Origin of the sequence: Actinosynnema sp. NPDC023794 (genome assembly GCF_040639675.1) — a bacterium.
Classification (GTDB): domain Bacteria; phylum Actinomycetota; class Actinomycetes; order Mycobacteriales; family Pseudonocardiaceae; genus Actinosynnema; species Actinosynnema luteola.
On the sequence record NZ_JBFAFR010000020.1, the window covers coordinates 42,540 to 55,810 of the forward strand.

13 protein-coding genes are annotated in these 13,271 nt (G+C 72.0%); 1 reads left to right on the plus strand and 12 read right to left on the minus strand.

Features of this window, described 5'->3' with window-relative positions; translation table 11 throughout:
- Positions 1–7 precede the first annotated feature (7 nt).
- From AB0H12_RS31055 to AB0H12_RS31065, 3 genes are read right to left on the minus strand one after another with little or no spacing between them, the layout of a single operon-like run.
- Complete coding sequence (locus tag AB0H12_RS31055; RefSeq protein WP_499627756.1) at positions 8–1,819, minus strand: hypothetical protein; 1,812 nt, start codon at positions 1,817–1,819, stop codon at positions 8–10.
- Between the two features lie 49 nt (positions 1,820–1,868).
- Entirely contained in the window at positions 1,869–3,110 is a 1,242-nt protein-coding gene (locus AB0H12_RS31060; RefSeq protein ID WP_499627757.1) for an AAA family ATPase, read from the minus strand.
- A 34-nt stretch (positions 3,111–3,144) separates the two neighbouring features.
- The gene (locus AB0H12_RS31065; RefSeq protein WP_499627759.1) at positions 3,145–3,279 is read right to left on the minus strand and encodes a hypothetical protein; all 135 of its coding nucleotides are present in this window, start codon (positions 3,277–3,279) and stop codon (positions 3,145–3,147) included.
- Positions 3,280–4,243: 964 nt separating this feature from the next.
- Here AB0H12_RS31065 and AB0H12_RS31070 point away from each other — a divergent pair.
- Positions 4,244–4,519 carry a hypothetical protein gene (locus tag AB0H12_RS31070; protein WP_499627761.1) on the plus strand — a complete coding sequence of 92 codons (276 nt, stop codon included), beginning with the start codon at positions 4,244–4,246 and terminating at the stop codon, positions 4,517–4,519.
- Positions 4,520–4,551: 32 nt separating this feature from the next.
- Here AB0H12_RS31070 and AB0H12_RS31075 read toward each other — a convergent pair whose 3' ends face one another.
- The 9 genes from AB0H12_RS31075 to AB0H12_RS31115 all read right to left on the minus strand — a co-directional run bounded on the left by AB0H12_RS31075 (position 4,552) and on the right by AB0H12_RS31115 (position 13,238).
- Entirely contained in the window at positions 4,552–7,743 is a 3,192-nt protein-coding gene (locus AB0H12_RS31075; protein ID WP_499627763.1) for an AfsR/SARP family transcriptional regulator, read from the minus strand.
- 113 nt (positions 7,744–7,856) lie between these two features.
- Complete coding sequence (locus tag AB0H12_RS31080; protein WP_499627765.1) at positions 7,857–8,276, minus strand: hypothetical protein; 420 nt, start codon at positions 8,274–8,276, stop codon at positions 7,857–7,859.
- A 50-nt stretch (positions 8,277–8,326) separates the two neighbouring features.
- Positions 8,327–8,806, minus strand: a complete 480-nt coding sequence (locus AB0H12_RS31085) for a hypothetical protein (protein ID WP_499627767.1) — start codon at positions 8,804–8,806, stop codon at positions 8,327–8,329.
- Positions 8,803–9,210 (minus strand): pilus assembly protein TadE, encoded by a 408-nt coding sequence (locus AB0H12_RS31090; protein ID WP_499627768.1) that lies wholly within the window; start codon positions 9,208–9,210, stop codon positions 8,803–8,805. The genes AB0H12_RS31085 and AB0H12_RS31090 overlap by 4 nt, the downstream gene beginning before the upstream one ends.
- A 138-nt stretch (positions 9,211–9,348) precedes the next feature.
- The gene (locus AB0H12_RS31095; RefSeq protein WP_499627936.1) at positions 9,349–9,732 is read right to left on the minus strand and encodes a TadE/TadG family type IV pilus assembly protein; all 384 of its coding nucleotides are present in this window, start codon (positions 9,730–9,732) and stop codon (positions 9,349–9,351) included.
- A gap of 71 nt (positions 9,733–9,803) precedes the next feature.
- Entirely contained in the window at positions 9,804–9,992 is a 189-nt protein-coding gene (locus AB0H12_RS31100; protein WP_054044579.1) for a hypothetical protein, read from the minus strand.
- Between the two features lie 50 nt (positions 9,993–10,042).
- Positions 10,043–10,936: a type II secretion system F family protein gene (locus tag AB0H12_RS31105; RefSeq protein WP_499627770.1), complete on the minus strand. Its 894-nt coding sequence runs from the start codon at positions 10,934–10,936 to the stop codon at positions 10,043–10,045.
- Positions 10,937–10,941: 5 nt separating this feature from the next.
- Entirely contained in the window at positions 10,942–11,877 is a 936-nt protein-coding gene (locus tag AB0H12_RS31110; RefSeq protein ID WP_499627772.1) for a type II secretion system F family protein, read from the minus strand.
- Positions 11,865–13,238 (minus strand): TadA family conjugal transfer-associated ATPase, encoded by a 1,374-nt coding sequence (locus tag AB0H12_RS31115; protein ID WP_499627938.1) that lies wholly within the window; start codon positions 13,236–13,238, stop codon positions 11,865–11,867. Before AB0H12_RS31115 ends, AB0H12_RS31110 begins: the two co-directional genes overlap by 13 nt.
- Between the last annotated feature and the right edge of the window lie 33 nt (positions 13,239–13,271).

Sequence of the window (13,271 nt, forward strand, 5' to 3'; positions counted from 1 at the left end):
GTTGGGGCTAGCGGGCGGTCGCGCGGAGGGCGGCGGTGGCGGCGTGCCCGATGGCGCGGGCGGTGGTGGTGGGGTCGGTCAGCACGTGGACGGTGGCTCCGTCGAGCGGGGTGTCGTAGGTGCCGGTGGTCAGCCACAGCACGGCGCACCCGGACGCGCGCAACCGGTCGAGTCTGCGCTGCCCGTCGATGCGGGGCTGGTAGCGGTAGTCACCGTCGGACACGATGACCAGCAGCCGCGCCGCGCCGAGGCGGGACAACCCGAGGGCACCGTCGAGGGCGTCCAGCGCGACCGGGATGTTCTCCCAGTTGTCGTTGGACTCGAACTCGGTGACCTCGGCGGGCAGCTTGCCGGGGTGGGTCAGCGGGCGCACGTGGTGGCCGAAGATCACGCTCGCGGTCTCCGTGGGCACCCTGGTGTGGCGGGCGGCGTTGGCCAGGATCCACGCCGCCGAGGCCACGTGCGCGCACGCCCATCCCATCGAGCCGGACACGTCGCACGCCAGCCCGACCCGCAACGGCGGGACGGTGACCGGGGTCCGGGTGGTGCGGGTGAACGGTTCGGCTGTCACCACCGCTCCGGCGGCACGTTGGGCTTCGGCGGCACGCACCCCGCGCATCCGCAACCGCCCCGGCGGGACCTGCGAGGTGGACTTCACCGCGACCCGTTCCCGGACCCCGGCGGTGTCCAACGCGCGCGCCAACACCCGCGCGGCGGTGCGCTCCTGCGGGGTGGGCGGGCGGGTGCCCGCCAGCCGGGTGGTCCCGGTGCGGGGACCACCGGCGGTGAACACCCGCCGTGCCGCCTTCTGCGCCTGCTTGTCGGCGGCGTCGGCTTTCGCCTTTTCGGCGGCGGCGACGGCGGCGGGGTCTTCGGGTGCCTTCTCCCGCGCCACCTTCGCCGCCACCCCGTTGAGCACGGCGGCGATCGCGTCCGCCAACGGTGACGGGTCGGCGGGGGCGTTGGGGGTACCGGTGCCGGGGGTGCCGCCGGACGGGTCGGGGGTGGCGGACGGGTCGGGTGCCGTGCCGGGGTCCGGTTCGGCGGGGGTGTTGGGGTCGGTGTCCGGGTCGGTGCCGAGGATCTCACACCATTGCCGCCCGAGGGCGAGCATGGTCTCGCCGTCGTCGTCGGCGGTGCGCAACGCTGTGCGCCACACCGCCCGCAACTTGTCCAGCACCTCGGCCCCGAGCACGTCCTCGATGACACGGGCGACCGGGGCGACCTCGGTGCGGGTGAGCACACCGCCGTCCGCGCGTCCCAGCAACAGCGCGGCGGTGTGCGCGGCGTGCGCGGGTGTCATTTGCGGGGCGGTGGCGGTGGCGGGGTCGGCGTACAGGTGCAGGTCGGCGGCGACGATGCCGCGCACGCACGCCCGCAACCAGTGGCGGTCGTCGGGGCGGCGGCGGACCTGTGCGGCTTCCATGCGCGGCTCTTCCAGCAGCATGGCGGCGGCGACCACGCCGGGCGGGGCGTCGTCCGGGGGTTCCCAGGCGGTGTGTTTGGCGTGCCCGCATTCGTGGGTCAGCGCACCCCATGCCGGGGCGTAGCGGGACCGGTCGGACAGGTTCGCGGGGTCCACGGTGGCGGGGTCCACCCCGAGGTGGTCGCCGTCGACCTCGATCAGCGCGCGGGCTGGGTAGAAACACGCCGGGGCACCCCCGCCCGCGCCGGGTGCGACGGTGACCAGGAGGTCGTCGCGGTCGGCGATGATCGGGACCTCGTCGGCGAAGGCGGCGGACAGGGTCAGCCATTCGGGGCGGGCGGGGAACACGGCGGCACCGGTGGCGGTCGGGTCGGTGGTGAAGTGGGTGCTCACGGTTACGGGTCCTTTCGCGACGGTCGTGGTTCGCGCGCGGCGGGTCAGGTCAGGGCTTGGTGGTGGTGATGCGGGCACCGAGGGCGAGCGGGGTGACGGTGCGGCCGAACGCGTCGCGCACCACGGCGGCGACGGTGGTGCGGTCCTCTTCCGGCGCGATGCCCACGAGGTTCCCGGCGGCGGCGTCGATGCCCAACACGGCGGCGATCTTCTTGAACGCCAACAACTCGCGCAGTTGGGGTGCCCACCCAACCTCGCCCCGTTCCTGCCGGGTGGCGAGGTTGCGCGCCACCCGCACCGCCTTCTTATCCACGCCCAACTGGTCGGCGAGGTCGTAGTCGGACGACACCTGGACCTGCACGGAGAACCGGGACGACAGGGCGTCGGTGAGCACCGCCCCGTGCACGCCGGGGTTGTGACCAGCCACCACGTAGAACCCCGGCGCGGCGTCCACCACCTCTCCCCCGTTGGCCTTCACGACGATCTGGCGGCGTCCGTCCATCGCGGGGTAGACCACGGCCAGCACGGTCGGCGGGATCAGGGTGGCGTCGTCGATGAACAACGGCACGCCCTCGCGCATCGCTCGCACCAGCGGACCGTGCACGAACACGAACTCGCCGTCCGGGGTTTTGGTGTAGTCGCCCACGAAGTCGGCGACCACGGTGTCCCCGTCGCCCTGCACCGTGACGCAGTCCGGGAACGCCGCCTCCACCACCGACGTCTTCCCGGTGCCGGGCGGTCCGTACAACAGGGCGGAGACCCCGGCGTCCCGCAACCGCCGCAACGCGGTCACGTCCGGCATCCCGGACAGCAACCGGGGGTGGTAGTCCATCCCGTTGGGGCGTTTCACCGGACCGGTGACCACGCCCGCCGACCCGCCCGCGCCGGACGGGGCGGGCATGGGCGTGGGCGCGGCGGTCGGTGGGCCGGTGGTGGCCGGTTTCGGGGTCTTCGGGCGGAGCGTGCGCGGTGGCGCGGGGGTGATCGTGGGCGCGGCGGCGGACGCCGTGGTCGTGGTCGCCCGGTAGGTCAGCGGGGCGGTCGAGGCGACCTCGGCCTCCCCCCGGTCGGCGAGCACCTTGCACGCGTTGCCCACCGCCCCGGATGACCGGTTCAGTGCGTGCGCGATGGTGCGCGGCGTCAGGGCGGTGCCCGTGTTGTCGGCGAGGACTTTGGCGACCATCGCGCGCAGCTCGCCGTTGCCGAGTCGTTTCGGCGTGCCCGCCGGGGCGGTCGGCGTGGTGGCAGGTGCCGGGGCGGATGGTGCGGCGGGCGGGGTGGGCGTGGTCATCGCGGGCGGTCCTTTCGGGTGTACGGGCGGCGGGTCAGGCGGCGAGCGGGGACTCGGCGGCGGCGGTCTGGTGCCGTTCGGCGTCGGCGTCCGCCGCTTCGAGGGTGGCGTGATCCGCCGACCATCCGCAGCAGCACAACGCGGTGGCGGTTCCGTCGTCATTCGTCACGGTTTCGGCGTAACACATAATCGACTCCCCGTTTTCGACATGGCTCACGCCGGACGTGACATTCGGTGTGGTTTCCGGCTCCTCCGGCGACAATTCAATTGTGACTCTGCGCCGCGCGCCATGCAATAGGTTTGGCAGCTCATTTTCAAGACTCTTTTCTATCACCCCCAATCGCCGCCATTTCGGAGGCCCCAAAGGACGCACTTCCGCACGTTTCCGACCGAAATGCCATCCCATTTCCGCAGGCCAGAGAGTAGCGAGCCGCCAGGGTCGAGCGGACAGCCGAAAGCCGGCGACGCATGGAAAATAAAAAGAAAGGACAGTGAGGGACATCAAAGAGGGGAAATCGAGACAGAAAGAAGGCGGCCGGAAGGCGGGACAGCAGCGGAGCCAATAGGGCAGACAGCCGGCCATCAGTCCGCCCCGATGTGTTCACCGGCTTGTGGCCAAGCGAGTCTGGGATACCAGCGGATCCCCCTACAGCCCCTTTGACCGGCGTCTTTACTGGCCGGAGGGGGGTGGCAATCTAACAGGATCCCCAACCTGATCCCCAATGTGATCCCCCGTGTGAACCCCCAACGGAAGTGACCGTACGCGCTGTCGATCTCCAGGCCAGCTACGCAGAGTGGCATCTCATCAGAGTTGGGCCGAGTAGGAATACGGTGGGCGACTCCGGCCGTTTGGCGCAGCGAGGGAGGCTCGGCACCTTTCGCCAGGGGAAGCGGAGGGCGACGGAACGGTCGCGCTGAACAGGCACGATCGCCTCGACGGCGGGTTCGGGGAAGAGCCTGCCGCAGAACATGACGAGCGGGCGCGCGGTGAGGGCCTCCGAGACGGCCGCCGCGTCGGGGTAGAGAATCTTTCCACGGTCAACTCGTATTCCATCGACGAGAATTGGACGGACAAACACGCCGTCCTGCACGATAGCATTCTGGCGGACACATTGAAAAAGACGCGCGAATAGATGATCATCGTCCGCGAGAGTTGCGATAAGTCTTTTCCGCCGAAAGTCATGTACTCGTTCACCCCGGCGGTCACCGAGGTGTTGACGCTGGCAGAGCCTCTGATCGAGTGGACTCGTGCCCGTTCGAATTTGCTCTCTCAGGCGCAAGCGCACAGCCGTCACAGTGGTGCGAAGACGGCCATTCTCGATGATGTCGTGGATCTCGACTCCCAGACCGGTGACGGCCGGTTCCACTCCTCCGGACGTCGCCCTGGTGCCGGTGGCGCCGTCGGGTGACCCGACGCCGTGCACGAGGGCACCGGCGGGGTTCATCCGGCTCGGCTGTGCCCGCGGTCGGCTCGCCCCGGCTCGCCGGGGGCGTCGTGGCGGCGACGTAGCCGGTCGGCCAGGTCGACGGCCTGGTGCGTGGGCCGGTCGTCGACCTCGGCGAGCCGTGTGGTGAGCAGGGTCAGGGTGCGCGGGATGGCGTCGAGCTGTCCGAGGCGTTCCTGCAGGCGCATGATGTCGCGGTAGATCAGCTCGTTGTGCGGGTCGAACGCGCGCGCGATCTCGAGCAGGTCCAGCGTCTGCTGTGGGTCGTGCTCGACCAGGGCGCGGGCCAGGGCGGCGACGGCGTCGATGGCGTCGCGGCGGATGGCCTCGCGGGCGGTCTCGATCCAGTCGGTGCTCAACCCGTCGGCCAGAGGGCCGGTGTAGCTGTCGACGATCCGCCGGTACGCCTCGACGCGATCGGCGTCGGTGACGGCGGCGCGGCGGGCGGCCGCGGCGGCGGCGAAGTGGTGGTAGTCGACCTCCACCAGGTCGGGGTCCAGCCGGTAGCGGCCCCCACCGACCACCACGAGGTCGGACAACACGTTGCCGGTTGCGGCGGCCAGGGCGCGGCGCAGACGCGAGAGCGAGGTGTTCATCGCGTTGGTGGTCCGCTCCGGTGAGCTCGTGGCCCACAGGGCGGCGATGAGCGCCTCGCGGCTGGCGCCGTCGGGGTGCAGCGCCAGGAAGACCAGCAGTTCGCGCAGGCGTGGCTGGAACGCCGAGGTGACTTCGCGTTCGGCGGCCTCGCCATCGGGTGTTGCCGGCGCGGGACGCCACCACACCCGCGGCGGCCCGAGCACGCTGACGCGCAACGGCGCCAACGACGCCTCGCGCGACTCGACGGGGCCCTGTGGCTGGCTCCCCGCTGGCCGGCCGTGCCGGTGCCCTTCACCCGTGTTCTGAGTTGTGTGGTCGGCGTCGGGGCGGACAGGCTGGACGGGACGCAGCCGAAGACCGGGTGGCGTCGCGGGCGCGGGCTCCGGCCGCAGGATCTCCAGCTGACCGTCGCCTCGCCGGTCGTCATCGCTCGGGGGTGCCAACAGCTCCAGGTCCGTGTCGGCGACCGGCACCTGGGTCGTGCCCTCGGCGGGCATGTCCTCGCCGACCGCGGGTCCGCGATCGTCGGTGCGCGCGCCGCGGCTCACCACGGTGTCCACGGGCTCGACGGTGACGGGAACGGAATCGTCCACGACGACGTGAGGACGCGGCACGACAACCGGATGCGGTTCGTCGCCGGCGGTATCAGTGAACTCGGGCCCGTCGCCGGGGTCGGCGTGACGCAGCAGGTCTAGCAGGTCGGCGAGGTGGTCGTCGCCCAGCCGGAACACGCGCGCGCCGCGCAGCGGTTCGCCGAGGCCGGGGCTGGTGGTGGAGATGGTGCCGTCGTCGCGGACGTAGGCGGTCACCCCGGCGCTCCACTGGCCCAGCAGCAGCCCGGTCAGGCCGACGGTCGAACCGTTGTCCAACACTGCCTGCAGCCTGCGGGCCTGGCGGCCGGGTGCGCGGGCCGCCAGCACCACGGGCCCCCAGGGTTGGCCGGTGGGCGGGAGCTGACCGACGCGCACCAGGGTCTCGGATTCCAGCATGTCCAGCGCGGCGTCCAGGTCGGCCGCCACCCGCACACCCGGCGGAAGCGGTGCCTGCGCCACGCGCCTGCCGAACAGCGCCGCGAGGTCGTCGGCCGGAACGATGACCGTGGCCGGCCTGTGCGTGGTGGTGAAGGCCGTGCTGAGGATGGCCACGAGTAGCGCACGGATCGTGGCGGGGGCGCCCGCGCCGAGCAGGCCCAGGCCGTGCGCGGCGGCCAGGTCCACGGCGATCTCGCGGCCGTCCCGCACACCGACCGGTAGGACCGGCGCTTGGGCCTCGGGGACGTCGTCCGCGCCGGCATCGGCATGGGTGCCGACTACGAGCGGCGGTGCCGGTGCGCGTGGTGGGCGTTCGCCCGGCCAGTCGAGGTTCACCTCCTCGTCGGCGCCGGCGGGGTCGTCGTGGTCGGCGCGCAGATGTGCCAGCCGCAGCTGGTAGACGACCGGGGCGACGGGCAGGTCGCTGCGGTCGCCGCTATCGGGCTGATACCGGCGTCGGTTCCGCCGCCGGGCCACGACCAGGGCGGCGCTCACCGCTGCGGCCAGACTGAGGCCGACGAACAGCTCCTCACCCCAGCTGATCCCCGGCTCACCAACCGCGCCTGTGCTCGGCGGCGCCTGAGTCGCCGGAGGAGCCTGAGTGGTCGGTGGGGCTTCGGTGGTGGCGGGTGGCTGCGTTGTGGAGGGGGCCGGTGTCGCCGTGCTGCTGGGCGGGGGGTCGGGCGGAGGGGGCGGGGTTACTGGTGGTGGCACCGGGGCCGTGGGTGGCGGGGAGCCGACGGTGGCGTCATCAGGCAGAGCCATCTTCTCACCGGGGAAGATCAAGCCGGGGCGAGTGAAGGTGCCGCCATTCGGTTGGGGTTTGCCCTGGTTGAGTGCGTAGATCTCCGGCCAGCGGTTGCCGTCGCCGAGGGTGCGTTCGGACATCCGCCACAGCGAGTCGTACACGCCGGTGTCGGGGTTGTACGCAAGCACCACCGCGGATTTCGCGTGGCCGGGCTGCTCGACCATCCCGGCCGTCTCGTGGTGATACGGCGCGCTGTGGACGGCCGGTCGCACCACGGTGAACTCGGCGTGCTCGGCGGGCGTGTTCCACGCGGGAGCCGTCGCCACCACCTCAGCCGCGGCACCGCCCGCAGCGGATGGGCCCGTGGCGGGCGGGCCGGCGCGTTGACCGAGAAGGGAGATCAGGACCGCGCCGACGAGCACGGCCGCGATCCGGTGCACCGGTCCGGCCGCCGACAGATTGGGTATCCGGGCGTCGCGGACGATCTCGACCGCGCAGCGGGCGACGTCGAGGGCGAAGAACGCCCACACGAGCCAGGTCAGGCAGGTGAGGAAGTCCAACAGGAACGTGGTGGTCATCGGGCCGAGCAGGGCACCCTGGACTTCCGCCCAGGAGGGCAGGTGGTCCGGCAGCGGCCAGCCGACGAAGTGCGTCAACGCCCACGGCAACCCGACCAGCAGCGCGACCAGGACTGCCGTCGCCAGCAGCCCGCGCACCAGCCGCCCGAGCACTCCGAGCACCCGCCCGGCGTCCTGCCACAACCTGCCTCGCGTTCGCAGCGTGCGGCGGGAGGGATGCGGTGATGCGGCCATGACGTGCTCGTTTCCTCAGCAGAACTGGACGTGTTCGCTCCCCGCCCGGTCACACGGCCGTGATGAGTCGGAGCTGTGGGAGAACCCCGCGGGCGGTGCGAGCGCGGGCACGGTCAGCTCGCGTGGGCGATGATCGGCTCGGGCTTGTCCAGCCCGGCAGCGGTCGAGCCCTCGCGCGAGTTGGTCCTCTGCGCGGGTGCCGCTGTCCTCGGTCCGGAGAGGGAGCGCGTATCACCCGGCGCGCCGGTCGCCGTCCTCTTGCGCTTGCTGCGGCCGGGCTTGCGCCCCTCGATCCACCCGGTGAGGTCGGATGGCTTGAGGTCGGTGAACGCCGCCAGCTCGTCGACGTCGATGACGTCCTGGGCGTCGGCCACCACCTCGCCGAGCTCACGCTCCACCTCTGCGAGCTGCTCGACGATCGCGGCTCGGCGCCCCGCGAGTTCGCCGACCTGCCGCGCGGCGGCGGCTCGGCGGGCGCTGCGGGCGGTGTCGGCCTCTTCGACGCGCCGGCGGATCTCCTCGGGTGTTGCCATGCTGCTGTCCCTTCTCTGCGATGCCGTGTTCACGACGGGTGCGGGTGTGGTCAGGGGTCGATCGCGGTCACCCCGCGCTGGGGGTGTGCGCTGCCCTGCCCATGCACGTGGAGTGACCCGATGCCGACCAGCCCGAGCAGCTGGGTGGTCTGGGAGGCGGTCACGGTGACCGTGACGGTGTCGCCGGAGACGGTCACCGTGCCGGAGGCGCCCTCGGCGGCCAGGTGCGCCTGGGCGTTGGCGACCGCCTGGGCGGGCATGAGTTGCAGGGTGCCGTTGCCGCGGTAGGCGGTGAGGTCGATGGCCTGGGCGCCGGTGCGGGCGGCGGCCTCGGCCTGGCCGTTGGCTCGTACTTTTGCGGCCAGCGCGAGGCCACCGTCGAGGGTCAGGCCGGCCAAGGCCAGGATGCCGACGGTCAGCGCCAGGACGAACGCGGTCGCCCGGCCCTCGTCGGCGCGCCACCACCGCAGGCGCGTGCGCCACCAGGTCGACCACCGACTGCACCGGAAATGACGGCCTCGCCGGGTCATGTCTCGCCCCCGGTGTTCAGGGTCGAACGCCAGAGGTCCACGGGTTCGACCGAGGTGGCCGACAGAGTCTTGCCGCCGGGCACGCCGAGGATGAGCGCGTCGCCGAAGTCGACGGCGCAGGACACGGTCACGCTGACCGTGCCACCGGGCCGCAGACCGCCGGTCGACGTGCTCACCGACAACGACGCGCACGTCACCCCCGCCGAGGACAGCGCGCTCGCGGCGGTCGACTGGGCCGCGGCGGTCGCGGCCGTCGGGGTGCGTTCGATGCTCGCGGCGCGGGCCGCTTGGTGGGCGGCGTCGTCGATGCGGATCCGCGCGTCCACCCCTCGGTGGATGACCACGCCGACGAACACCAGCAGCATGATCAGAAATGGCGCGGCGATGGTGACTTCGGCGGCCATCGAGCCGTCATCAGCACGCCACCAGGCCGCCCACCTCCACCGACCGGGGCGCACGCGGCCGTGACGCCGTCCTCGGGGCGTGACGGGTGCACGGGGCGGCGTTGTCCGCGATGGGATCGTCTGCGATGGCATCGCGGGTCACCCGCCCGCCAGGTCGGGGACGAAGCGTTCGACGGGCCCGACGGCCTCGGCGTGCACGGACAGGCTCAGGAACGGCACGACCGAGGTCGCGGTCCCGCTGACCCGTACCGAGGCCGAGGCCGCGCTGCGATCCGAGGTGACGGCGGAGCCGGTGAGCGGGCCGCTCGCGAGCTGGTCGAGCAGTTGCCGCGCGCTGGATGTGCCGGCCGCGGCGGTCCCGTTCTGGGACCGTGCGACCGCGAGCCCCTGCGAGGCGGCGGCTTGGGCGATGTGGGTGGCGTGTGACCAGAGCGCGAATTGCACGATGGCCAGCAGCATCAGCAACAGCAGTGGTGTCGCGATGACCAGTTCAGCGCTGACCGAGCCACGATCACCGCGCAGCGCTCGACGGACTCGACACCATCCGGTGCGGGTCGCTGCTGACCGGCTGCTGTGCCTGTGGCTCATGGGGATCACATGGTGATGCCGTTGGCCTTCTCGGTGACCTTCGCGATGACGATCGCGATCACCGCGAGCGCGGCCACGACGAGCAGCGCGGTCACCAGGACGGTTTCGGTCGAGTACCCGGCTTCCGGCTGGCGGCGCAACTCCTCCCAGCGTGCTTGCACCACTGTCCACAATGCCTCCACTTGTGTGCGCATCATGTTGTCCTCCCTTATCGTTCACGTTCGGTCGTTGTCCGCGCGGGATGTCAGAGTCCATTGAGTACCTGCGTGAGCGCGGGGTAGGCGATGAAGGCCAGGAATCCGAGGAACAGAGCCATCACCGGCAGGCTCATGCGTTCGGTGGCTGCTTGAGCGTCGCCTTCGGCTTCGGTGATCTGGTGGGTGCGCAGGGCGTGCGCTTTGGCGGCCAGGGAAGTGCGGACCTTGGCGCCCTCGGTGCCGGCTAGGCTGACGGAGGCGGCCAGCTCGGCGAGCTCGGTGACGTCCAGTTCTTCGCCGAGCTGGCGCAGTGTCGCCCACGGGGTCGTGCGGGTGAGGCGGGCGGTGTCCAGGGCGCGGCGGATCTGCTCGAAGGCCCACCCTCGTCCGATGTTGACCGAGTCGCCCAGCGCGCTGTCGATCCCGGCTCCCCCGGCCAGAGTGATCCACACCAGGTCCAGGTAGGCCGAGAGCGCGTGGCGGAACCCGGTGCGCAGCTTCGCGGCGTCTGAGCGGGCCTGCAGGTCCGGCAGGACGAACCCGACGGCCGCCAGGACGAGTCCGGCGATGATCGGGAACTCGAAGCCGGGTCCGAGCCCGGCCACGGTGAGGACCACGGTCAGCAGGACGGGCAACAGCAGCCCCGCGACGGTGAGCGTGGCCTTCTCCGCCAGGTGGGTCGAGGTCGAGCGGCCGATGACCGCCAGGTCCTTGGCCAGGCGCGGACCGGGGAGCCCGAGCGCGCGCAGTGGGGCGACGCCGGGCCGGCCGAGCCGGGCGGCCCAGCCGGTGTCGTCGGTGGCGAGAATGGGTGCCGGAGCAGGTGGAGCGGTGGCATGGGCCAGGACCGCACCGAGGGCCGGTCGTGGCGGGAACAGGTAGACCGCCAAGGCCCACAGGCCGATCCCGGATCCGATGCCCAGCGTGATGTAGGTGATCATGGTGTTCACTCCTGCCTCGCGGTGACGAGGACCTGCGCCGGGCTGGTCGCCGGGTGCTGGTCGGCGGTGGAGAGGAAGCGGTCGGGCTGGGCGACGCGGGCGATGCGGTTCAGCCACGCGAACCCGGCGGCGAACAGCGCTCCGACGCCCAGGAGCACGATTTGCCCGGCTGCGCTGTCGTAGGCGCCCATGTAGCTGCGGTTGAGCAGCACCACGGCGACGGCGAAGGCCAGGGTGGTGCCGACGATGACGCGCACCGAGGTGCGGGTGCGGGCGCGTCCGGCCTCGACGCGCATGCGCATCGAGGCTTGTCCGCGGGCGGCGTCGGCCAGCGAGCCCAGCAGTTCGGCGAGCTGGCGGGTCTGTTGTTCGGCGGCCAGCAGCAGGGCGGCGATGACCAGGTCGCCGACCGGGTCGTCCAGGCGTTCGCCGAGACGGCGCAGCGCGGGCGCGAGCCGGTCGCCGTTCTCGATCCCGGCGGCGAGCTCGCCGACCTCGCCGCGGATGGCCGCCGGCGCCAGCGGCGCGGTGGCGAGGATGGCCTGCTCCAGCCCGGCGGCGGCCGACAGGGTGTCGCGGAGCATCTCGGTCCAGGTGGCGATGGCCTCGATCCGTGCGACTCGGCGGGCGTGCTCGGGGTCGCGGCCCAGCACCCGCGGGAGCGCCCAGGCGGCGAGGCCGGCCAGGACGGCGCCGACGACCCAGCCGGTGAGCAGACCGGTTACCACCCCGGCGATGACGGCGAGCGCGATCCGTAGGCCGCGGTACTGATCAACGGTTTCGGCCGCGCGGGTCCGGGTGCGGCGGTGACGCCGCGGGTCGGTGCCGCGCCAGCCGAGGACCACCAGCAGCAGGCCGAGCCCGGTGCCGACGCCGAGCAGCGCGGCTGCTGCGGTGGTGGGGCTGAGGGTGATGTTCGCCGCGAGGATCACGGTGTCCACCAGCCCTCGGGGTTTTCCATCACGCCGGGGTCAAAGCCGACATCGGCCAGGTCGTCGAGGGTGTCGCTGCGCAGCGCTCCCGCCACGGGGCGGGCGCGGCGGTCAGGGCCGGGGCGGTAGACCTCGTTGGAAATGACCTGCGGGCCGTCGGCGTCGACGACTTCGCGGATCGAGGACACGACACGGGTGCGTCGGTCTTCGGCGCGGGCCAGGTGCACCACGAAGTGCACAGCCGAGGCGACCAGCAGGTTGGTGGCCTCCAGTGGTAGCCGCTCGACACCCTGGGCGGCGTAGGAGGCGAGGCGGGTGAACGCGATCCGGGAACTGGAGGCGTGCAGAGTGGCCATCGAGCCGTCGTTGCCCTGCGACATCGCGTTGCACATCGGGATGACCTCGGGCCCGCGGATCTCACCGACGATCACCCGGTCCGGGCTCATCCGCAGGCCCCACCGCACGAGTTCGGCTTGGCTGATCGCGCCCTCGCCTTCGACGTTGGCTTCACGGGCCTGGAAGGCGGTCACGTCGGCGTGGATGTCCGGGTCGTGGTCCAAGCCGAGTTCGAAGGCGTCCTCAATGGTGACGATGCGCTCCAGCGGATCCATCTCGCTGGCCAGCGCGCGCAGCAGGGTGGTCTTGCCCGCGCCGGTGCCGCCGGTGATCAGGACGTTCTTGCGGGCCTTGACCAGGGCTCGCAGGAACGCCTCCAAGCCGGGGTCCAGGGTTCCTCGGCGTCGGAGTTCGGGCAGGGTGACGGTGAGGTAGCCGTGGCGGCGGATCGACAGCGCGGTCACCCCGCCTGCGGTTAGGCCCATGACGGCGAACAGCCGTTCACCGCCGGGGAGCTGGAGGTTGACCGCCGGGGAGCCCTGGTCGAAGCGGCGTTCCTGGCTGCTGGCGCGGGCGGCGAGCAGCCGGACCAGGTCGGTCAGCTCCTCGTTCGAGCCCGCGATGGGGGCGACCGGTGCGCGGCGGCCGTCGTTGTACTGGACGAACACGCGGTCGTAGCGGTTGGCGTTGATCGTCTCCACGGTCGGGTCGTCCAGCAGCGGCTGCAGCCCGGCCATGCCGAACAGTTCGTTGACGACCTCGCCCACGATCCGCTGCTCGACCTCGCGCGGCAGCAGCTGCCGGCCCGCGGCCAGCTCGTTCTCGGTGTGCACGCGCAGCGCCTCGTCGAGGATGCCGCACGCCAGCTCGCGCCGGGCCTCGCGGGTGGCAGTGGTCCCGGTGCGGTCCTGCTGATCGGCAACCCGCTGCGGAAGCTCGGCGTTCAACCGCTCCCGCAGGTGCTGCCGCAGCCGCGTCGTGGCGGCCGACAGGTCAGCCGTGTCCTCGTCGCTGCCCCACCCCGGCGGCTGCACACCGGCGTCTGGGCCAGGTGCGGAGCTGCCGAA

Excerpts from the sequence above, each read along its gene's own strand:
- AB0H12_RS31060 (WP_499627757.1), bottom strand. The coding sequence starts at position 3,110 with ATGACCACGCCCACCCCGCCCGCCGCACCATCCGCCCCGGCACCTGCC.
- AB0H12_RS31070 (WP_499627761.1), top strand. The coding sequence starts at position 4,244 with ATGATCATCGTCCGCGAGAGTTGCGATAAGTCTTTTCCGCCGAAAGTC.
- AB0H12_RS31075 (WP_499627763.1), bottom strand. The coding sequence starts at position 7,743 with ATGGCCGCATCACCGCATCCCTCCCGCCGCACGCTGCGAACGCGAGGC.
- AB0H12_RS31080 (WP_499627765.1), bottom strand. The coding sequence starts at position 8,276 with ATGGCAACACCCGAGGAGATCCGCCGGCGCGTCGAAGAGGCCGACACC.
- AB0H12_RS31085 (WP_499627767.1), bottom strand. The coding sequence starts at position 8,806 with ATGACCCGGCGAGGCCGTCATTTCCGGTGCAGTCGGTGGTCGACCTGG.
- AB0H12_RS31090 (WP_499627768.1), bottom strand. The coding sequence starts at position 9,210 with ATGGCCGCCGAAGTCACCATCGCCGCGCCATTTCTGATCATGCTGCTG.
- AB0H12_RS31100 (WP_054044579.1), bottom strand. The coding sequence starts at position 9,992 with ATGCGCACACAAGTGGAGGCATTGTGGACAGTGGTGCAAGCACGCTGG.
- AB0H12_RS31105 (WP_499627770.1), bottom strand. The coding sequence starts at position 10,936 with ATGATCACCTACATCACGCTGGGCATCGGATCCGGGATCGGCCTGTGG.